This window comes from Tardiphaga sp. OK245, assembly GCF_900108575.1.
GTDB lineage: Bacteria > Pseudomonadota > Alphaproteobacteria > Rhizobiales > Xanthobacteraceae > Tardiphaga > Tardiphaga robiniae.
Genome location: NZ_FNWZ01000001.1, coordinates 992237 through 1013705 on the forward strand (window position 1 = coordinate 992237; position 21469 = coordinate 1013705).

The 21469-nt window shown below is 61.8% G+C and carries 20 protein-coding genes; 9 read left to right on the forward strand and 11 right to left on the reverse strand.

The window, feature by feature from the left end; genetic code table 11:
- Positions 1-69: 69 nt before the first annotated feature.
- The 5 genes from boxB to BLW80_RS04580 form a co-directional block, all read right to left on the reverse strand.
- Entirely contained in the window at positions 70-1515 is a 1446-nt protein-coding gene (gene boxB / locus BLW80_RS04560) for a benzoyl-CoA 2,3-epoxidase subunit BoxB (protein ID WP_093756977.1), read from the reverse strand.
- Positions 1516-1619: 104 nt separating this feature from the next.
- Entirely contained in the window at positions 1620-3308 is a 1689-nt protein-coding gene (gene boxC, locus BLW80_RS04565; protein WP_093756978.1) for a 2,3-epoxybenzoyl-CoA dihydrolase, read from the reverse strand.
- A gap of 111 nt (positions 3309-3419) precedes the next feature.
- On the reverse strand, positions 3420-3914 hold the full coding sequence (locus tag BLW80_RS04570; RefSeq protein ID WP_244527950.1) for a DUF309 domain-containing protein: 495 nt from the start codon (positions 3912-3914) through the stop codon (positions 3420-3422).
- 12 nt (positions 3915-3926) lie between these two features.
- Positions 3927-4745, reverse strand: coding sequence for an alpha/beta fold hydrolase (locus BLW80_RS04575; RefSeq protein WP_093757345.1), 819 nt, complete (start codon positions 4743-4745; stop codon positions 3927-3929).
- Between the two features lie 21 nt (positions 4746-4766).
- A complete protein-coding gene (locus tag BLW80_RS04580) occupies positions 4767-6317 on the reverse strand; it encodes a benzoate-CoA ligase family protein (RefSeq protein WP_093756980.1) in 1551 nt (516 codons plus the stop codon).
- 158 nt (positions 6318-6475) lie between these two features.
- Here BLW80_RS04580 and BLW80_RS04585 point away from each other — a divergent pair, with 158 nt between their 5' ends.
- Positions 6476-7387 carry a helix-turn-helix transcriptional regulator gene (locus BLW80_RS04585; RefSeq protein ID WP_093756981.1) on the forward strand — a complete coding sequence of 304 codons (912 nt, stop codon included), beginning with the start codon at positions 6476-6478 and terminating at the stop codon, positions 7385-7387.
- Positions 7384-7857, forward strand: a complete 474-nt coding sequence (locus BLW80_RS04590) for a hypothetical protein (protein WP_093756982.1) — start codon at positions 7384-7386, stop codon at positions 7855-7857. Before BLW80_RS04585 ends, BLW80_RS04590 begins: the two co-directional genes overlap by 4 nt.
- 4 nt (positions 7858-7861) lie before the next feature.
- On the opposite strand, the gene BLW80_RS04595 is transcribed toward BLW80_RS04590, so the two are convergent.
- From BLW80_RS04595 to BLW80_RS04620, 6 genes are all read right to left on the reverse strand, one after another.
- On the reverse strand, positions 7862-8572 hold the full coding sequence (locus tag BLW80_RS04595; RefSeq protein ID WP_093756983.1) for an ABC transporter ATP-binding protein: 711 nt from the start codon (positions 8570-8572) through the stop codon (positions 7862-7864).
- The gene (locus BLW80_RS04600; RefSeq protein ID WP_093756984.1) at positions 8569-9327 is read right to left on the reverse strand and encodes an ABC transporter ATP-binding protein; all 759 of its coding nucleotides are present in this window, start codon (positions 9325-9327) and stop codon (positions 8569-8571) included. Before BLW80_RS04600 ends, BLW80_RS04595 begins: the two co-directional genes overlap by 4 nt.
- A complete protein-coding gene (locus tag BLW80_RS04605) occupies positions 9320-10324 on the reverse strand; it encodes a branched-chain amino acid ABC transporter permease (protein WP_093756985.1) in 1005 nt (334 codons plus the stop codon). The genes BLW80_RS04600 and BLW80_RS04605 overlap by 8 nt, the downstream gene beginning before the upstream one ends.
- A 1-nt stretch (position 10325) precedes the next feature.
- A complete protein-coding gene (locus BLW80_RS04610) occupies positions 10326-11198 on the reverse strand; it encodes a branched-chain amino acid ABC transporter permease (RefSeq protein ID WP_093756986.1) in 873 nt (290 codons plus the stop codon).
- A gap of 155 nt (positions 11199-11353) precedes the next feature.
- A complete protein-coding gene (locus BLW80_RS04615; protein ID WP_093756987.1) occupies positions 11354-12562 on the reverse strand; it encodes an ABC transporter substrate-binding protein in 1209 nt (402 codons plus the stop codon).
- 183 nt (positions 12563-12745) lie between these two features.
- Complete coding sequence (locus BLW80_RS04620; RefSeq protein ID WP_170849571.1) at positions 12746-13966, reverse strand: LysR family transcriptional regulator; 1221 nt, start codon at positions 13964-13966, stop codon at positions 12746-12748.
- A 166-nt stretch (positions 13967-14132) separates the two neighbouring features.
- Here BLW80_RS04620 and BLW80_RS04625 point away from each other — a divergent pair, with 166 nt between their 5' ends.
- The 7 genes from BLW80_RS04625 (at position 14133) to ertB (ending at position 21363) form a co-directional block, all read left to right on the forward strand.
- On the forward strand, positions 14133-14966 hold the full coding sequence (locus BLW80_RS04625) for a transporter substrate-binding domain-containing protein (protein WP_089266066.1): 834 nt from the start codon (positions 14133-14135) through the stop codon (positions 14964-14966).
- Positions 14963-15724, forward strand: coding sequence for an amino acid ABC transporter ATP-binding protein (locus BLW80_RS04630; RefSeq protein ID WP_093756989.1), 762 nt, complete (start codon positions 14963-14965; stop codon positions 15722-15724). The genes BLW80_RS04625 and BLW80_RS04630 overlap by 4 nt, the downstream gene beginning before the upstream one ends.
- Before the next feature lie 3 nt (positions 15725-15727).
- Positions 15728-16429: an amino acid ABC transporter permease gene (locus tag BLW80_RS04635; RefSeq protein ID WP_199711958.1), complete on the forward strand. Its 702-nt coding sequence runs from the start codon at positions 15728-15730 to the stop codon at positions 16427-16429.
- Complete coding sequence (locus tag BLW80_RS04640) at positions 16429-17088, forward strand: amino acid ABC transporter permease (RefSeq protein WP_093756990.1); 660 nt, start codon at positions 16429-16431, stop codon at positions 17086-17088. Before BLW80_RS04635 ends, BLW80_RS04640 begins: the two co-directional genes overlap by 1 nt.
- 64 nt (positions 17089-17152) lie before the next feature.
- Positions 17153-18532, forward strand: a complete 1380-nt coding sequence (ertD, locus tag BLW80_RS04645; RefSeq protein ID WP_093756991.1) for a hydantoin-5-propionate amidohydrolase — start codon at positions 17153-17155, stop codon at positions 18530-18532.
- A 64-nt stretch (positions 18533-18596) separates the two neighbouring features.
- Positions 18597-19685: a thiohydantoin desulfurase gene (gene ertC / locus BLW80_RS04650; RefSeq protein WP_093756992.1), complete on the forward strand. Its 1089-nt coding sequence runs from the start codon at positions 18597-18599 to the stop codon at positions 19683-19685.
- Positions 19686-19704: 19 nt separating this feature from the next.
- A complete protein-coding gene (gene ertB / locus BLW80_RS04655; protein WP_093756993.1) occupies positions 19705-21363 on the forward strand; it encodes a thiourocanate hydratase in 1659 nt (552 codons plus the stop codon).
- Positions 21364-21469 lie beyond the last annotated feature (106 nt).

A 21469-nucleotide genomic window follows, 5' to 3' on the forward strand; every position in this document is an offset into this window, starting at 1 on the left:
CCCGCACGTGCCATCGAGGACTGACAGCGACGGGGGGAGCTGGAAATCCCTCCGCCGCGTCCGCTCGTTTCAGGCCGCAATCTTTACGTATTCAAAGTCGCCCGGCTTGTTATCGATGCCGACCTTCGGCGCCGATATCCAGCTGGCGAACTTGCCGGGCTCGCTGACCGGCGTCATCAGCGATGCGATGAAATCACCGTCGTCAACGGACGGTAGATAGTCGTTCCTGGCTTTCGCCCAGGCGGCATCGCTCATGATGATGCCCTTCGGCGAGGCGTTCACATCGCGGAATTCACCGATCTGGCGATGGAACGCGGTGTGAGGCAGATCGAAGCGGAAATTGACGCCGGCTTTCTCGATGATCTTGTTCCAGCGCTCGACGCCCTTGGCACAATCCGCGGTGTAATCGTCGCGCAGCCGCATGTTGAGCGCGGTCAGCGCCGGCTCGTCGACCAGCTTGATTTCGCCATCGACGAATTTCAGGACCTGATAGATGTCGTTAGTGAGCTGGTGATCGTCCTCGATCTTGGTCTCCTGGAAGCGGCCCTTCAGTCCGGAATTGTAGAAATTCGCGGCATTGGTCGAGACTTCCGAGCCGAACAGATCGAGCGACAGCGAATAGTGCAGGTTGATCTTCTTCTGCATGGTCGGCAGGTCGATCACGCCGAGCGCACGAATTTTTTCTATGGCGTTGGGATCCTCGATCCCCGCCGCCTTCATCGCTTCGCAGGTTCGCTGCAGCACGCGGCCGACGCCGGTCTCGCCGACGAACATATGATGCGCCTCCTCCGTCAGCATGAAGCGGCAGGTCCGCGACAGCGGGTCGAAGCCGGATTGCGCCAGACTCTCCAACTGCATCTTGCCATCGCGATCGGTGAAGAAGGTGAACATGAAGAAGGACAGCCAGTCCGGCGTGGCTTCATTGAATGCACCGAGCATGCGCGGCGCATCGGCATCCCCCGAGCGGCGACGGAGAAGATCGTCGGCCTCCTCGCGGCCGTCGCGGCCGAAATATTTCTGCAGCAGATAGACCATCGCCCAGAGATGGCGTCCCTCCTCCACATTGACCTGGAACAGGTTGCGCAAGTCGTAGAGCGACGGCGCGGTCTGACCGAGATGACGCTGCTGCTCGACCGACGCTGGCTCCGTGTCACCCTGAATGACAACGAGACGTCGGAGCATCGCGCGATATTCGCCGGGCACTTCCTGCCAGGCGGGTTCGCCCATATGTCGTCCGAAGTTCACCTTGCGCTCGGCGTCCTGCGGCGCCAGCAACACGCCCCAGCGATATTCAGGCATCTTCACATAGTCGAACTTGGCCCAGCCTTTGGGATCGACCGATATCGCGGTGCGCAAATAGACCAGGGATTCCTGAAAACCTTCAGGCCCCATGTCGTTCCACCAATCGAGATAGCCGGGATGCCATCCCTCCAGCGCCTTGAGCACCTGGCGATCCTCGGCCAGATTCACGTTGTTCGGAATCTTGGTGCTGTAGTCGACATTCATGATGTTCATGACTGAGATCTCCCGCTGTATTTCTGATCGTTCGAATTGGGCAAGCCACCGACTTGCATTTATCCAAAGAGTGACACATGGCCGCGCTGTTCCAGTTGCGGACGCTATACGCGCGTCATGTCGAACTGCGCCTTCTGGCCGGTGCCGTAACGTCCAAGCGCGCCGTTCTCGCCGACCGCATTGGGCCGCTGGAAGATCCAGTTCTGCCAGGCGGTCAGCCGTGAGAAAATTTTCGATTCCATCGTCTCCGGCCCGACAAAGCGCAGATTGGCTTCCATGCCTGTGAGGCTGTCGGGTGAGAAGCTGCAGCGTTCTTCGAAGAACACGCGCACCTCGTCATCCCAGTCGATATCATCGAGCGCGAAGGTGACGAGCCCGAGCTGCTCCGCGGCTTCCGCATCGAGCGGCTCGCCGATCCGCGCTTTCGCGCGGGTGACATCCTCCGGATCGGCCTGGAAGCGCGACTGTAGCCGCGTCAGCCCGTGGCTCATCGGGTAAGGCCCGAAATTCATCGCGCTCAATACGATAGCCGGCGGCGCGCGGTTGTCGCCCTGTTTTTGGCCGACCAGCATGTAGGAGCGGTCCGCAGCGAAGACGAGTTCGGCCAAGGTGCCGACAAAGCACGAGCCCGGCTCGACCAACGTCACCAGCGTGCGCGAGGTCACATCGATGCGCTTCAACACCCGCTTCCAGTATTGCCGGATCTCGTTGACCAGCCAATGCGCCTTGTGCGTTTCGAGGAAGGCGTCATGAGCCAGCACATTGGCGCCTTCGCCATGCGACTTGAACACCAGCATGGCTGTCTCGAGTTCATTGATTCGCAGATGCAGAATGGCGTCGTCCAGCTCGCGCGCCACCTGCAGCGGCCAGAAGGAAGCGCCCTGCGCCATCATGCCCTCGACATCCGACGGCGCCGCAGCGTCAGGCGCTTTAATCGAGATGGTAGCAATTCGCTCTGCGCGATTGATATCGACATTGACCAGACCGTAACGAATACCGCTGTCATCGAAGCGGCGATTCAGCGGTGCCAGCTTGAGACCATCGCCGGCGCCACTACGTTTCGACGTCGCCAGAAACTCTTTGGCCCGCTCCGCGACCTTGGCTTCAAGCTTGCTGTTCGGAATGATGTCATCGACCAGCCGCCACGCCACTGCGCGCTTGCCTTTGATGCCTTCCTCGATCGTGCAGAAGTAATCTGCGTGATCGCGGCGCACCTTGCGCTTGTCGACCACGCGCGTCAGACCGCCAGTGCCCGGCAGCACCGCCAGCAACGGCACTTCCGGCAGCGCCACCGCCGCCGAACCATCGTCCGCCATGATAATATGATCGGTGGCCAGCGCCAGTTCATAGCCGCCGCCTGCAGCTGTCCCGTTGATCACTGAAATGAAGCGCTGGCCGGAATTTTCGCTCGAGTCTTCAAAGCCGTTGCGAGTCTCGTTGGTGAATTTGCAGAAGTTGACCTTATGGGCGTGGGTCGCGCCGGCCAGCATGCGGATATTGGCGCCAGCGCAGAACACGCGGTTCTTGCCGGAGCGCAGTAGCACGACCTTGACCTCGGGATATTCAAAACGAAGCCGCTGCACGGCATCCGCCAGTTCGATATCGACGCCAAGATCGTAGGAGTTCAGTTTGAGCTGATAGCCCTCGAACAGACCGCCATTCTCATCGACATCCATGGTGAGCGTCGCCACGTGGTTATCAACACTGAGCTTCCAGTGGCGGTAGCGCGACGGATCGGTTTGGAAGTCGATAAATTTGGCGCCGTTCGAGAGAACGCGTTGCTCTGCGGCCATGCTCCACCCTTTGACAGTCTTGATTTATGCGCCGTGCGCCTTGGTTATATGCACAATAATTCATGATATTGGGGGCGTCTAGGGAAATCCGATAGAATTATGCATTTTCTTTCATGTTCCGGTGATCTTGACCGGACCCCGCTCGGCCTCGTCGACCGCCAGTTGATGCGCGAGCGCAGACGCCAGCATCGCGACCGGAAAGTGCTCGGAAAAGCTTCCGGCAATACCCGCCGGCGGGCGCATGGCGAGTTCATCGAGTTCGGACAGTGCGTCCTGTAGCAATCGATGTGCCGCGCGCGGCCGCTGCAGACTGAGTTTCAGATTGGCATTGGCAACCTGAATACAGGCGCGAAGCAGAATCCGGTCGCGCCCTCTTTGCGGCGCGACCTTCCAAACAGCCTCGAGAATTTCGTGAGCCTCCCAGAAGAAGCCGGCATCGTTGAGCGCGAGCCCGTAGCGCAACGCCGGATCATCCGCCGGGACGAACCGGGCATAGCGCAGCGGGACCAGCGCCTTGGCCTGCGTCAGCGTGTCGTGATCAGCCTTCGTCTGCTTGCCGAGCCGATAGGGCCAGCGCGGCATCGCAAGAGAGGGAGTGACAGTCACGATCGTGCCCGCTTACGCAGCGCGTAATTCGCCCTCGCCGTGAAAATGCAGCAGGCGATTGGCAAAATCCGCCACGGCCCGCAAGGTTGCCTCGGGGGCTTCGCGATGGGGCGAATGCGCAGCGCCGGGAATGATCTCGACATCCACCGGGCAATAGCATTCGACCTCGGCGATCTCGATCTGCTTCATGGTGCCGTACTGATCGTCGGCTCCCTGCAAAATCTGCACGGGCACGCGCACATAAGCGAGATAGTCGGAAATATCCCAGTCGCGGAACTGCGGATCGAGCCATGCGCCGTTCCAGCCATAAAACGCGTTGTCGACGTCATCATGCCAGCGCGCGAGCTTGGCTTTCAGGTCGTCCTGTTCGTACGCCCTCTTGATATCGGCGATGGACGCTACGGAAATATCCTCGACGACGAAATGCGGCGCGATCATCGAGACGCCGCGGATGCGATGGTCCTGAATGCCGCCGGCATAGATTGTCGCGATGGATCCGCCATCGGAATGACCGGCCAGCAAGCCGCGGCGAAAGCCGATGACATCGAGCAGTCGCGGCAACACCTCCAGCGCTTCCACATGCATGTAATCGAGTGGCCGCGGCAACGTCACCGATGTCGAGGACCCGTAGCCGGCGCGTGAATAGACGAAGACGCCTGCGCCGGTCGCCGCCTGAAGCTTGTCCGGGAAGTCGCCCCACAGCGCGACCGAGCCCAGCCCTTCATGCAGCAGCACGATTGTCGGCGCCACGTCGGGTTGCGGACCGATCATGCGATATTCGAGTTCGGACGCACCGATGGTCAGCCGTCCCGCAGATTGCAATGCGCTCATCTTGTCATCCATCTCTCGGTTTCAGACCGCCGCTCCGTCGCGCAATTTGTAGCGCTGGATTTTTCCGGTGGCTGTTTTGGGAAGGGAATCGACAACCTCGATCCAGCGTGGATATTTCCACGGACCGATCCGTTGCTTGACGTGATCCTTCAAGGATTCGCGTAGGCCCTCGACCACGGCATTCGGCTTCAGCACCACGAAGGCCTTCGGCTTCAACAGCCCCTCGGCGTCGGCCTCCGGTACGACCGCCGCTTCGGATACGGCGGGATGCGCGATCAGCGCGCTCTCGACCTCGAAAGGGGACACCCAGATGCCGGACACCTTGAACATGTCATCGGCACGTCCGCAGAACGTATAGCGCCCGTCGGCATCGCGGACATATTTGTCACCGGTGCGTGTCCAATGCCCCTCGAAGGTGCGACGACTCTTGCTGCGTTGATTCCAGTATCCCTCACCGGCAGACGGAGCATCGACGAGCAACTCGCCGATTTCTCCATCGGCAATATCGAGGCCCGCATCATCGACGAGCCGCACACGATAGCCTGGCACCGGCCGGCCGGACGTGCCGTATTTGATATCGCCGGGAGCATTCGACAGAAAGATATGCAGCAGTTCGGTTGAGCCGACGCCATCGAGAATATCTACGCCGAAGCGGCTCTTCCAGCCGTTCCCCACCGGCTCCGGAAGTGCTTCGCCAGCGGAGGTACAAATGCGCAGGCGCGGGAGGCGAGCCTCCGTTTTGAACCCCTCATCGTTCAGCATCGCTGCGAACAATGTCGGCACCCCGAAAAAGATGCTCGGCTGATATCGGCGCATCAGGCCAAACATGGTGGCCGGCGTGGGTCGCTCCGGATTGAGCACCGTCGTGGCGCCAACCGACATGGGAAATGTCATGGCGTTGCCGAGGCCGTAGGCGAAGAACAATTTGGCCGCAGACAGTCCGACATCGTCCTCGCGGATGCCGAGAACCTGCTTGCCATAGGTGGTCGCCGTTGCCTCCAGACTGGCGTGCAGATGGCGAACGCCTTTCGGCATGCCCGTGGATCCGGACGAATACAACCAGAAGGCAGGTTCGTCCGCATGGGTCGCGACCGTGGCGAAGCTTGTGCTCTCATTCCTGACTTCGTCAGCCAGACTCTTGCGGCCATTGCCAGCGCCACCGACCACAATCACATGCTCAAGATCCGGCAAACGACCGAGCATCTCGTCGACCGCCGGCAACAACGCCGCGGAAATGAACAACACGCGCGCCCTGCAATCGGCCAGCACATAGGCATATTGGTCCGAGGTCAGCAGAGTGTTGAGCGGCACCGGGACGATGCCGGCCCGGATCGCGCCGAGGAACACGACAGGAAAGTCGACGGTGTCGAGCATAATCATCGCGACGCGCTCTTCGCGCCGGACACCGAGCCGCTTCAGTAAATTGGCCAGTTGGCAGCTTTTTACCTGCAGGTCGCCATAGGTCAGTTCGGTCACGGTATCGGTGAAGGCGAGCTTGCTGCCACGGCCCTCATCGATGTTGCGGTCGAGAAGCCAGGTCACCGCATTGTAAGAACTGGACGGCCCACTCATGATGCGTCTGCACCTTGGGCGATTCCACAACCGTTGCTCACGGTGCTCTCCCTATCGTCTTTTTTGAATTATAATTCATATAAAGTCACCAACTCCGGTTGCTGTCAATCGCATCCGGAATTATCTTTCCTGAAATCCTCTGCGAGCACGCACGCCACATGACCGACCAGGCCGATCCCGAAACCGCCTTTCTTGAACAGCTCGGTCAGCGTGTCCGCACCATGCGCGGCCTGCGCGGCATGTCGCGAAAGGTGCTGGCAAAAGTGTCTGGAATTTCGGAGCGCTACATCGCGCAACTGGAAAGCGGCAAGGGCAACGTGTCTATCGTGCTGCTGCGCCGGGTGTCCGGCGCCATGGGTGCCCATCTCGAAGATCTGATTCCGGCGGACGAACCGACAACGGAGTGGCCGGTCATTCGCGACCTCGTTCGTAACGCGACACCGAACCAGATCGCCCAGGCCAAGGATGTTCTCGCCGGACGCGGGAACGGTCAGTTCCAGAATTATATGTCATTCAGCGGCATCGCCCTGATCGGGCTGCGCGGCGCCGGAAAATCGACCCTCGGCAAATTGCTGGCGGACAAGATCGGCTGGAGCTTCGTCGAACTCAACAAGGAGATCGAGCAGCACAACGGACTATCGGTCGCCGAGATCATCGCCCTCTATGGACAGGAGGGCTTTCGCCGCATGGAACAGGCCGCGCTGAACGGCCTGCTGGGACGCAAGGAGCCCATCGTCCTTGCGACCGGCGGCGGCATCGTCTCGGAACCCGTAACCTTCGATCGGGTATTGTCGTCGTTCTACACGATCTGGCTCAAGGCCAAGCCCGAGGAGCATATGGCGCGCGTCCGCCGCCAGGGTGACTTGCGCCCGATGGCCGACGACCGCTCCGCCATGCAGGAATTGCGCACAATCCTGCTGAGCCGCGAACCGCTTTATTCCCGCGCATCCGCCATTGTCGATACGGCCGGTCTCAGCAAGGACAAGGCTGCCGCGCAACTGGTCGGCGCGGTGTCGCGTGTGTTGAACACCAATGCCCAGGCCTTCGGACTGAGAAGCGCTGCGTCGTGACACTGGGCGAGCTTCTGCAAGCACGCGGCTTCGATCCTGTCGGTGCGATGGCGATCCGCAATACCCTGCACGCCGAAGATATCTCAAACGATTTCCGCGATCTCGCCGATGTCATCAGCGCCAATGCGCTGCCGATGTATGACCGGATGCAGGACGGACCACGCATCGCGCATCAGACAGCCGTGCTCTCCTTTGCCGCAACAGACGGCGGGCAGGCATGCCTGACAAGCCTGCGAACCTTCCTGCTGCGCAAGCCGGGAAGCGTTCCCGGCGACATCGTCTATGACTACGACGCCGCGCACCTGCTGCACAGCTTCATCGCGCGCGCAACGACGCCCTGTTTTTATGACGTCATTGACCGGGAAGAACTCAACGATCTGTTCGGCTGTCTGGTCGTGCAATGGCCGGAGCCGCTTTCCGACAATATTCTTGCGGCCGATGACGATGCGCTGACCGTCGTCGTGGCCTAATCGCTCAAACGCCGAGATGGCGCTCCAGCACGCCGGGCTGCGCAGCCAATGCCGTCGGCGTTCCGTCAAATACCACGCAGCCCTTCGACAGGATCACCATTCGGTCGGCGACTTTTGCCAGACTCCGGAAATCCTTGTCGACGACGATGGTCGCGATGCCCTCACCCCGGACGATCGCTAGCGTCTGCCAGATCGACTGCGCCACCAGCGGCGCCAGACCTTCGGTGGCTTCATCGATCATGATCATATCGGGATTGGTCATCAACGCGCGACCGATGGTCAGCATCTGCTGCTCGCCTCCCGACAGTTGATGCCCTCCATTGTTGCGACGTTCGTGCAGACGCGGAAACAGCTCAAATATCTTCGGCAGGGTCCAGGATTGACGACCATGATTTCCTTGTCGCGCGGCCATCACCAGATTTTCGGTGACCGACAGCGAACCGAAAATGCCCCTCCCCTCCGGCACCAGCGCCATGCCGCATCGCGCGATCGTTTCGGGTGCTGCATTGCGGATATCACGGCCGTGGAAACGCAAACTGCCACGGCAAAGGGGCATCAATCCCATCAGCGAGCGCAGCAGTGTGGTCTTGCCCATACCGTTGCGACCGATTAGCGCCACCTGCTCGCCCGGCACGAAGGTCAGATCGATGCCGTGCAGAATCTGGCTGGTGCCATAAAACGCATCGAGCTTTTCCACCTCCAGCAAGGCCGTCATGCGATGCCTCCATCAGCACCGAGATAGGCGGCGCGCACGCCGGAATCCACGCGCACGTCCTGAGGCAAACCTGTGGCGATGACACGACCGTCCTGCATCACCGTCAACCGGTCCGCGAGTTCGAACACCGCATCCATGTCGTGCTCCACCACCAGCAGCGCACGGTCGGCCTTCAGCGACGCAATCAATCCGATGATGCCTCGCGCTTCCGATGGCCCCATGCCCGCCAGCGGCTCGTCGAGCAGAATGACTCGTGGATTGGTCGCCAGCACCATCGCGATTTCGAGCTGGCGCTGTTCGCCGTGACTCAGTTTATCGGCAACGATCTGCGAGCGCGCGGATAACCCAACCCGGTCGATCGCATCGGTGACCAACTGGAGGTATGGCCGGTCGGACCGCGTGCCGCCAAACATCCGGAGCGGCGCGGTTGAACGAGCCTGCGCCGCAAGACGCACATTCTCGTGCACGCTGAATTGCGCAAACAACGTCGTCTTCTGATAGGCGCGGCCGAGACCGGCGCGCGCACGGCGGTCCGGCGACAACGACGTGATATCCTCGCCATTCAGCAAGACCTCACCCGAGGTTGGCAGAAGCTCGCCGGCCAGCAGATTGATCAGTGTGGATTTTCCGGCACCGTTCGGGCCGATCACCGCATGGATCTCGCCGGCGCGAATGTCGATCGACACATCGGAAACGGCCAGCAGGCCTCCGAAGCGCTTCTGCAATCCAACGGCACGCAGCGCAATGTTATGCATGACGAGCTTCCGCAGCTGCAGGCTTGATTTCGGCCGCGCGTTGCGGCGACGCCCCGAACACCATCGACCAAATCTGCCGGACACCGTTGGGTAGCAGGATAACGATGCCGATGATGATCAAGCCTTCGACAAGCTTCCAGTTGTCGAGATGCGCCTTCAGCACCTCTTCCATACCGATCAGAACCAGCGCACCGACCAGCGGCCCGGTGACCGAGCGCAGGCCACCGATCAGCACCATGACCAGGATTGTCGCCGACTGGTGCCATCCCAGCATCTGCGGCGCGACGAAGCCGAACTGGGCCGCGGCCAGATAACCGGCAACGCCCGCCAGCGCGCCAGACAGGGTGAACGCCGTCAGGCGGAGGCGGAAGATCGGAAAGCCGAGCGACCGTGCCCGGCGCTCATTGTCCCGGGCTGCCGCCAGCGCCCGCCCGAACGCTGAGCGGACCACCATCGTGAGCAAAGCGATCACGCCCACCAGGAAACCCAGCACGACAAAGTAGAAAGTCATGGGCTTGTCGAGATCGAGCAATTGGCGGCCGGCAATGGCGATCTCGGGCCGGATATTGATGGAGATACCGTCCGATCCACCCGCGAATTTGGTATCGTGGAAGAAGAAGAACAGCATCTCGCCGAAGGCGAGCGTCACCATGATGAAATAGACGCCGCGGGTGCGCAGTACCAGTGCGCCTATCAGCAGGGCCGCAGTGCCGGAGCACAGGATCGCAATTGGAAGCGTCGTTAACAGCGACGCCGCATCATAACGAGGCGACAATAGCGCAAGCACGTATCCTGCGAGACCGAAAAAGGCGGCATGACACAGGCTCACCAAGCCGCCATGGCCGACCACGAGATTCAGTGACATGGCCAGCATGCCCATGATGAGCGCCTTGGCAAAAAACTGCGTGTAATAGGTCGATACGCAGAATGGCAGCGCAATCGCCATAGCCAGGCAGGCGATGCCGAACAATCGGACCCGCAGATTGGGCATGCTCATATCAAGCATCCTGGCGTCCGAGAATTCCGCTGGGCCGCCACAGCAACACGGCTGCCATCACCACATAGATCAGAATGCTGGACACACTGGGAAAGAACACCTTTCCGAACGTATCCGTGAGGCCGATCAGCAGTGCGCCGACGGCTGCGCCAGCGACCGAACCGATGCCGCCGAGCACGACCACGACAAAGGACAGGATCAGCATGCCATCCCCCATGCCGGGAAACACTGTTGAGATTGGCGCGATCAGGATCCCGCCGAGCGCCGCCAGTGCAATGCCGGCGGCAAAGACGTAGCGATTGACCCGGTCGAACTTGATGCCGAGCACGCGCGCCATCTCGCGATTTTCCGAACCTGCCCGCACGATCATGCCGATTTTGGTGCGCGTGATCACGAAGAAGATGACGAGTGCCGCCATCAGGCAGAACACACAGATCGCCAGCCGGTAAACCGGATAGGACAAGTTGTCGGTAAGCTGGATCGATCCCGACAGCCATGCGGGTGGAGCAACCGCATGCACGTCCTTGCCGAACAGCAACTGCCTGATTTCGTCGATGACCAGAATGAGACCGAAGCTGAGCAGCACCTGTGCCAGATGATCCCGGCCATAGAGAAGACGAACGAAGACGGTCTCAAGCAGAATGCCGACGACAAAGGCAATCAGCACGCCGCCAAGCAGGGCGACGGCAAAACTGCCGGTCATCAACGTGATCCAGTAAGCCAGATAGGCGCCGAGCATATAGAACGCGCCATGGGCGAGATTGATGACCCCCAGGATGCCGAACACCAATGTCAGGCCGCTCGCGACAAGGAACAGGACTGCGCCATACTGAACCGCATTCAGCAACTGAACGCCTAGCGTGATGAGGTCCATCAGATCAATCCAACCACGGCGGGCCACCTTCAGTCGCCGGCGCAATCAAGCATGAGGCCGGACCTGGCTGCGCTGCGCCACCTCCTTCACGGACGGCCTTGCACGCAACAGGCTTCGACGATTCGATCTCCATCAAAAGACCGCGCAACGATGCGTCAGGTCATCTTGCAGCCCCGCGCGGGATCGTCGACATCGGCCTGGGCGACCGAGATCATCTCGTTACGCCCGTTGCGGACCTCGCGCAGATAGATGTTCTGGATCGGGTTATGCGCCTTGTTGAAGGACAGCGGCCCGCGCGGGCTGTCGATCTTCGCAGCCCCCATCGCCGCGATCATCTTGTCGCGCGCATTGAAGTCGCCGCCGACGGCGGTCAGCCCGATATCCAGCAGCGCCGCGCCATCGTAGCCCTGTACGGCGTAGATATCGCCATCCTTGCCTGTCTTGGCCTTGAAGGCTTTGAGGAAGGCGAGATTGGCGGGATTATCGAGATTGTCCGCGTAGTGCAGTGTCGTCCTGATGCCCTTGGCGGCTTCACCCTGCGCTTCGATGGTGCCGTCGGTCAGAAAGCCTGCGCCATAAAGCGGAATGGTCTTGTTCAGGCCCGCCGCCGCATAGTCCTTGACGAACTTCACCGCACCACCGCCTGCAAAGAAGCTGAACACGGCATCGGGCTTCAGCTGCGCGATCTGCGTGATCAGTGCCTGAAATTCCACCTCCGGAAATGGCACCGTCAGGTCCGCGACGATCTTGCCACCGTTCTTGGTGAAGTTTTCAGCGAAGGCGCCGATCATCTCGGCACCGGCCGTGTAACGCCATGTGATCGTGACCACGTTTTTGATGCCGGCATCGGCCATCACCTTGCCCATCGGGTAGGTGCTCTGCCAGTTCGAGAACGACGTGCGGAAGATGTTCGGCGCGCAAGCAGGACCAGTCGCGTCATTGGCGCCAGCATTCGGAATGATCAGCAGTGTCTTGGTGTCGCGCGCGACCTTGACCATGGCCATGGCCACGCCGGAATGAACGGTGCCGACAACGACGTCAGCCTTCTCGCGGCCGACCAGCCGGTTCATGTTGTCGGTGGCTGCTTCCGGCTTCGATTCATCGTCCACCTGCACGAACGCAATGTCGCGCCCGCCGAGCTTGCCACCCTTCTGCTCGACATAAAGACGGAAGCCGTCATCGATGAATTGGCCGAGCTTCGCATAGGTCCCGGTGTAGGGAAGCATCATCCCCACCTTCAATGGCGCGTTCTGCGCGATGGCCGGGCTATGAAGCGGCGACGTCGCAATGAATGTTGCTGCACCGGCGGTCCCGGACAGCATGGCGCGCCGCGTCAACGGACGCAGAAACCCCTTGGTGGTCATCGGCTCGTCTCCCCTCGGAATAATTGATGACCGGTTGATCCGGCCTACCAATGCAGGTTGACGCTAGGTGGGAGCATTGCCCTCCACCCGCGCTCGCATCTCTGCAGCATAATGCACGAAACTGGAAAAGATCAAGAATTATAATTCATGATCTGCGACAGCGGATAGACACGCTCATTCAAATCAATCGCTGTTCACCATCATGGCGGCGGCTGGCGTTGCCGGCGCATAGTTGCGCAGGGCAGCAAGAATGGAGCGGGCGCCGCGCCGCGCGCCTTCGGTCTGTACCCAGACCAGCGACAGGATAAGTTCAAGCCCGGGATCAACCGGCAGCGCCACGAGGCGTGCATCGAACGAGACGAGTGCGCTTTCGGGGAGTACTGACACGAAGCCGAAATCCAGCATCAGGTTGGCAATGATCGGGATCGAGTCGATTTCCGTGATTGTCAGCGCATCGATCTCTGCCTGAGGCAGCAATTGCGCCAGCAGTTTGTGCGCGGCTTGGCCGAGCCCGGTACGTCGGCTGGGTAGCGCTAGCGGCTGTTGCCGAAGCACCTGCATGACATCGGGCTGGTCACCCAGCACCCCGCGCGCGCCAACGACCACAAGTTTCGATCGCACCAGCGCGCGCGACGAGACATCGGCGGGGATCGTGTCGCTGTCGATCAACGCGACGTCGCACCGCTTGTCTTTCAGGCCGGTCAGCAGATCCTCGGCAGTACCATTGGTGACAAACAGCGGCTGCGTCGGCCGATCCCGCTGCCAGGCGGCGACCAGAAAGGCGAGCAGCCGCGCGACATTGCTTTCATGGCCGAGCGGCATCACCGCCCCGAGCCTGATCGTGGCATTGGTCGAACGGAAACGTTCGCGCGCGCGCCGCGACAGTCGCTGCATGGTTTTTTCAAGTTCAGCCAGCGACGTGACCAGCAACTGGCATGCCGGCGTCGGCGTGACGCCGATACGGGAGCGATGAAACAACACGCTGCCGAGTTCATCTTCAACGCGTGCAATCTGTCGCGCGAGTTGCGGCTGACCGAGACGGATGATGCGTGCGGCACGACGAACGCTGCCGGTTTCCGCCACCAATGCGACACGCTGCAAGGCTGTGAGACTGACATCACACTCGGCGCAGAAAGCCCGCGCTGCATCGCCTGCCCTATCGGGCGCGATCATCCCCATCGCGACATCCGCTGCGGCTTCAATCTCATCCAGCATGCGCCGCGCCTCGAGCGTGAGAAAGCTCGCGGCACCCACGCGATTCAACAGCGGCGCCGCAATGGAGCGCTCAAACCGTTTCACCGCTGCCGAGAGCGTACTGGGTGCGCGTCCAAGTTGACGCGCGGCCTCGCGCACATTTCCGCAACGGAGCACCACGGCTGTCATCACCAACGTCGCAATGTCCATTCCATTGTCATCCGGGTCTGTAGTCGATTTTTCCGCGCTGCAGCGAGAGCGTATAGGATGTCCACCAAATGGGATATCCCCCCGATGCGCAATTGCGTTAGCCTTCATGACAGGGACCGCGGAGCCAGATGCCGGCTTGGCCTGGCCGCACCAATGGAGGTGTTCGATGAAAGCAATGATCCTTGCCGCCGGGCTTCTGGCCCTTGCCAGTCCCGCATTCGCTCAGACTCAGGAACCGCTGAAGTCCGCGATCGACTCGACCTTCGCGCCGCATGCCATGCCCAAACTGTCAGGCGGGCTTGAAGGCTTCAATATCGACGTCGTTGATGAAATGTCGAAGCGCATCAAACGCCCGATCACGGTGGAAGGCGCGCAGTTCGCAGGCCTCCTTCCGGCACTTCAGGCCGGCACCTACGACTTCCTCGCCGCTGTGGTGACCGTCACGCCCGAGCGCGCGCAGCAGTTGCTGTTCATGGAAGGCTTCGTCGACGCCGACTATCGTTTCATGACGCTGGCTTCGGCACCTCCCATCACCAAGCTCGAAGATCTCTCCGGCAAGACCATCGCCGTGCAGAAAGGCGCGATCTACGAGAAATGGGTCAACGACAACGCGGCCAAATATGGCTGGAAGTCGGAATCCTTCGCCACCAGCACCGACGCGGCGCAGGCCGTGCTTGCCGGCCGTGCCGACGCCAACATCTCGGCCGCAACCGTCGTCGCCTGGATCGTGAAGAACAATCCGCGGCTGAAGAATGCCTTTCTCTACAAGACGGGCCTCGTTTGGAGCATGCCGCTGCGCAACGGCAATACCGAATTGCGCAACAAGCTCGAAGACGCGCTCGTCTGCATGAAGCAGGACGGCACGCTGAAGAAGCTTTACGTGAAGTGGTTCGGTGTCGAGCCCGAGGCCGGATCGGCGACCACCACCATCTATCCCGGTTATGGCGCACCAGGCGTTGCCGGCTATGACGCGACCGAGCAGAAGCCGACCTGTTCATGAGTTCGGCAGCAGCAGCGCCTGTACCCCGCTATCTGCTCGAAGCACGCGGCGTCCGGAAGAGCTTCGGCACCACCGAAGTCCTGAAGGGCGTCGATCTTCTGGTTGAGCCGGGCAAGCTGGTCTTTCTGATCGGCCCATCCGGTTCGGGCAAGAGCACCTTGCTGCGCTGCTGCAATCGTCTGGAGGAGCCGGATGGCGGCTCCATCATCATGGACAATGTCGACCTTTTGTCGCCGCGCACCGATATCAATGCCGCACGGCGACAGATCGGCATGGTATTCCAGAGCTTCAACCTTTATCCGCACCTCACCGTGCAGAAGAACATCACGCTGGCCCTGCGCAAGGTCGCCGGCATGAGCACAGCCGACGCCAATGCCCGTGCCGCGGAGATGCTGGCGCTGGTGGGTCTGCCCGACAAGGCTGCGGCCTATCCCGCGCAACTCTCCGGCGGCCAGCAGCAACGCATCGGCATCGCGCGTTCGCTCGCGCTCAATCCCAAGATCATCCTGATGGACGAGCCGACCTCGGCGCTCGACCCGGAACTCGTCGGCAGCGTGCTCGCCGTCGTCAAGGATCTGCGTGCCCGCGGCATCACCATGGTGATCGCCAGCCACGAGATGAATTTCGCCCGCGAGGCCGCCGACAAGGTCGTGTTCCTCGATGGCGGTCTCGTCATCGAACAAGGCAGTGCCGAAGACGTTTTCCTCCGGCCGCAGGAAGATCGCACCAAACGTTTCCTCGCGCAGATCAGGCACTAGGTCATGACCGCCGCCGACGCGATGAGCAACTGGGACCGCTTCGTCTTCACCTTCTTCAATGCGGATATCGCGATGAAGTACGGCTGGGAGATTTTGCAGGGCGCCGGCGTTACCATTCTTGCCGGTCTCGCAGTGGTCATCACCGGTATCGGCGCCGGCTTCGGCCTCGCGGCGCTCCGGGCGATCGGCTGGAAGCCGGTCAATTTCCTCATCATCGTGTTCGTCGACATTTTCCGCTCCCTGCCGCCGCTCGCAATCATCCTGGTATTATTCTTCGGCTTCCCAAATATCGGCATCGTCCTGCCCAGCCTCATCGTGCTGTGGATGTCCCTCGGTGCGGTGCTTGCGGCCTTTGCCGAAGAGATCTTCTGGGCCGGCATTACCTCAGTGCCAAAAGGCCAGTGGCTGGCCGCGCGCTCGACAGGGCTCACCTTCGCTCAGACGCTGCGCTATGTGATCCTGCCGCAGGCGGTCCGCCTCGGCATTCCGCCGCTCACCAACCGCGCGATCTCCATCACCAAGAACCTCGCGCTTGGCAGCGCCATCGGTGTCAACGAGATTCTTGGCCGCGCCAATTCCGCGCTGTCGATGTCCGCCAATGCGACGCCGCTGACCATGGGCGCGCTACTTTACGTGCTGGTCTTCATTCCACTGGTGATCGCCTCCCGTACGCTCGAACGCAACTATCGGTGGGGTGAGCACTGATGGAGCAGTTCACGCAGGAATTCTTCAATCTCGACGTCATGGCGAAGGTCGCACCGTTCCTGCTGCAGGGCTTGCTGCAGACGCTTCTGCTATGCTTGTTCCTGATCCCGATCGGCCTCGTCAGCGGTATCCTCGTGATGTTGCTGACCACCAGCCCCTATCGCCTGCTGCGCTGGCCGGCGATCGCCGCCGTCGATTTCTTCCGCGCCTTTCCGCCGCTGGTGCTGCTGGTCTTCGTCTATGCGGGCCTGCCCTTTATCGGGCTGCGCGTGCCGGCGCTGGTCGCTGTGGCCGTCGCCTTCCTGATCAATTCGGCAAGTTACTACGGCGAGATCTATCGCGCCGGCATGGTTAGCGTGCCGAAGGGCCAGCGCGAGGCCGCGCGGTCGACCGGACTCTCCGCCACACAGACATTGCTTTACGTGACGCTGCCGCAGGCGATCCGCAACGTGCTGCCCGATCTGCTCTCGAACACGGTCGAACTGGTGAAGCTCACGACGCTGGCCAGCGTCATCTCGGTGCCGGAGCTGCTGCATTCCGCCAATCTGGCGCGCTCGCTCACCTACAACTCATCGCCGCTGATCCTCGCGGCGATCATCTATCTGCTCCTGCTGTTGCCGGTCGTGCGCCTGATCGCGCGGCTGGAACACAGGCTCTAGAACATACGGTCCGGCAGGGCCATCACGAAAAGCCGGCTCGCCGGCGGCGAATGTGGAGTTACACATGGATTTCGATCTGGTTCTCACCGGCAAGGTGATCGGTCACGACAACATCATCGAGAACGGCTGGGTCGCGGTCCGCGACGGGCGCGTGGGTGCCGTCGGCGAAGGCACGCCGCCTGCCGCGCGCGAGCGGCAGGATTTCAAGTCAGGCATGATCCTGCCGGGCGCCATCGACGCACAGGTCCACTCGCTGTCCCAGCGTAATCAGGAAGACTTCGTCTGGTCGACGCGCTCCGCCGCAGCCGGCGGCGTGACCACCATTGTCGACATGCCCTATGACGAGGGCGATCTGGTCTGCTCGGCTGCTGCAGTCGAGCGCAAGATTGCCCATGCCAGCAAGCAGGCGCGCGTCGACTTCGCACTCTATGGCACCATCGATCCCGAGGAGGGTCCGGCACGCATCGCCGAACAGGCGAAGGCCGGCGTCGCCGCCTTCAAGTTCTCCACCTTCGGCACTGACCCCAAGCGCTTTCCGCGCATCCCCGCGCCGCTGCTCGCCGACTGCTTCGCCGCCATTGCGCCGACCGGCCTCGCCGCCGGTGTCCACAACGAGGACGACGAATTCATCCGCGATGCCGTCGCCAAGGTGAAGGCCAAGGGCGTCACCGACTGGCGTGCCCATGCCATGTCGCGCCCGCCGCTCGCCGAAATCCTGGCGATGCTGCAGATCTATGAGACCGGCGCCGAGACCGGTTGTCCCGCCCATGTGGTGCATTGTTCTGTCGCACGCGGTTATGACATTGCGGCGTGGTATCGATCCGAGGGTCATCACGCCACGGTGGAATGCTGCATCCACTATCTCGTGCTCGACGAGGAGAACGACGTCTCCCGCCTCGGCGGCAAGGCCAAGATCAATCCGCCGGTGCGCCCGCGTGCCGATGTCGAAGCGCTGTGGGCAGAGCTTGCAGCCGGACGCGTCTCGCTGGTCTCGACCGATCACGTCAGTTGGTCGGAAGATCGCAAGATCAATCCGGACATGCTTGCCAATGCGTCCGGCGTCCCCGGCCTCGAAGCCATGGTGCCGCTACTGGTAAAGGGCCTCGTCGAACGCAAATTACCGCTGATCCATGCCGCGAAGCTGATGTCGTTCAATCCGGCGCGGCACTTCCGCATCGACGATCGCAAGGGCGCGCTGGCGCCTGGCCTCGACGCCGACATCACCGTGCTGGTGGACAAGCCCATCGTCTATGACGGCGCGGCAAGTGGCAACAACGTGGTCGGCTGGTCGCCCTATAACGGCATCACGCTGCCATGGACCGTGGCTGCGACCTACGTGCGCGGCCAGCTTGCTTTCGATGGCAGCAAGGTTCTCGCCGAACCCGGCAGCGGACAATTCGTGCGGCCACCGCTGCTTCTCTCGGAACGACTGCCGGTGGCGTGACGCCCGCCGTTCCGATCACCGACCACGTATCGAACACAAGAACATCTGCCGAGGAGACATTCCGATGGGACGTATTCTGACCGAACGCGATATTGAAGCCGCCGTGCGCGGCGGCGGTATCTATGCTGCCGGTGGCGGCGGCTGGGCGGATCACGGGCGCATGCTCGGCCGCGCCGCGATTCTCGTCGGCAAGCCTGAGCTCGTGTCGATCGACGAACTCGACGATGACGACTGGGTCGCCACAGCCGCTGCGATCGGCGCGCCGGCGTCGACCACCGCCTGGGAGATGCAGGGCAAGGATTACGTCCGCGCCGTGCAACTGCTGCAGGACGCGCTGGGTGAACCGCTGAAAGGCCTCATCATCGGCCAGAATGGCAAGTCGTCCACCATGAATGCGTGGCTGCCATCGGCACTGCTCGGCACCAAGGTGGTCGATGCCGTCGGCGATATGCGCGCGCATCCGACCGGTGACATGGGGTCGATCGGCCTTGCCGGCTCGCCCGAGCCGATGATCCAGACAGCTGCCGGCGGCAACCGCGCCGAGAACCGCTATATCGAGCTCACTGTGCGCGGCGCCACCGCCAAGGTCTCGCCGATCCTGCGTACCGCGGGCGACATGTCTGGCGGCTTCATTGCCTCCTGCCGCAATCCGGTGCGCGCGTCCTATGTGCGCGACAACGCTGCTCTCGGCGGCATCTCGCTAGCGCTGCGCCTCGGTGAAGCCATCCTCGCCGCCGAGCCAAAAGGACCGACTGCCGTGATCGATGCGATCTGCAAGGACACCGGCGGCTCCATCCTCGGCAGTGGCAAGATCACTGCGAAGAATGTGGTCTACACACCGGAAGCCTTCGACATTGGCACCCTGACCATCGGCGAAGGCGACCGCGCCATCACGCTGCATGTGATGAACGAATATATGGCCATCGTCGATGCATCGGGCAATCGTCTCGCGACCTTCCCGGACATCATCGCCACACTGTCCGACGAGGCTGAACCCATGAGCGTCGGCCATCTCGAGGTCGGCATGAACGTGCATCTGTTCCATGTGCCGAAGAGGATCATTCCGCTTGCCTCCAGCGTCAAGGATCCGGCGGTCTATCCCTCCGTCGAACGCGCCATGGGCATCGAGATCGCGCGCTACGCACTGGCCTGAGACACGACAGGAGTCCGCCATGACATCAGCGAATCCACGGCACCCCGATTTTCCGATTCCTGGCGGCCCAAAGCTGCGCGCCAAGGGCTGGCGGCAGGAAGGTCTGTTGCGCCTTCTGGAAAACGTGCTCGCGGTCGGTGAGGATCCGTCGAACCTCGTCGTCTATGCGGCGCTGGGGCGCGCGGCCCGTAACTGGCCAGCACACAAGGCGATCGTGCAGGCGCTGACGACCATGGAGGAAGACCAGACGCTCGTCATCCAGTCCGGCAAGCCGGTCGGCCTGCTGCGCACACACGCCAAGGCGCCGCTGGTCATCATGGCAAATTGCAACATCGTGGGACAATGGGCCAAGGCCGAGATCTTCTACGAACTCGAGCGCAAGGGTCTGATCTGCTGGGGCGGCCTTACGGCCGGCGCCTGGCAGTATATCGGCTCGCAAGGTGTCATTCAGGGCACCTACGAGATCTTCATGCGTATCGCCGAACGTCGCTTCGGCGGCACCCTCGCTGGGCGCTTCGTGCTGACAGCCGGGCTCGGTGGCATGGGCGGTTCGCAGCCGCTCGCAGGCCGCATGGCCGGTGCGGCGATCCTCACCGTCGACATCGATCCGGAGCGCGCGCGCAAGCGCAAGGAGATCGGTTATCTCGAAGTGATCGCCCCCGATCTTGATTCTGCGCTGGAGATGATCGCCGCCGCGAAGACGGAGCGTCGCGCGTTGTCGGTCGGCCTCGTCGGCAATGCCGCCGATATCTATCCGGAAATCGCCCAGCGCGGCGTCATCCCCGATGTGGTGACCGACCAGACTGCAGCCCACGATCTTGTGTTCGGCTATGTACCTCGGACCCGATCGCTCGAGGAAGCGCGCGCCATGCGCAAGTCAGCGCCAGAACAGTTGATGGCGGAGAGCCGTGCGTCGATTGTCGACCATGTGCACGCCATGCTGACCTTTCAGGCGCGCGGCGCCGAGGTGTTCGACAACGGCAACCTCATTCGGACCCACGCCAAGGAAGGCGGCGTCGCGAATGCCTTCGACATCCCCATTTTCACGGAAGCCTATCTGCGCCCGCTATTTGCGCGCGCCATCGGTCCGTTCCGCTGGATGGCGCTTTCGGGCGACCCCAAGGATATCGCTGCCATCGACGATCTCGTGCTGCGCCTGTTCGGCAACAATCAGATCGTCTCGAACTGGATCAAGCTCGCTCGCCAGTATGTGCCTTTCGAAGGCCTGCCGGCACGCATCGCCTGGCTCGGTCATGGCGAGCGCAGTGAACTGGCGCTGGGCGTGAATGAACTCGTTGCCAATGGCACGCTCAAGGGACCGGTCGCCTTCTCGCGCGATCATCTCGACGCCGCCGGCATGGCGCATCCGAACATCATGACCGAGAACATGCGCGACGGTTCAGATGCCATCGCTGACTGGCCGCTGCTCGACGCGATGGCGCTGTGTTCATCCCAGGCCGATCTCGTCGCCGTTCATTCTGGCGGCGGCGGCTATGCCGGCTACATGACCAGCGCCGGCGTCACCCTGATCGCCGACGGCACGGCCGCCGCGGCAGAACGCCTCGCCATGAGCCTCGACAACGACACCGGCCTCGGCGTCATCCGCTACGCGGATGCGGGGTATGGCGAGGCCATCGACGAGGTCTCGCTCAAGCACATCCCGCATATACAACTCTAGAACGGTCGTTCCGAACACATTCTATGGCGTGTTGGGCGAGTGCCCGCGCCCGCGGACAGGCTTCGGGAACGTCGCCGAGCGCCAGCTCCCAGTCCGTATCGCGCAT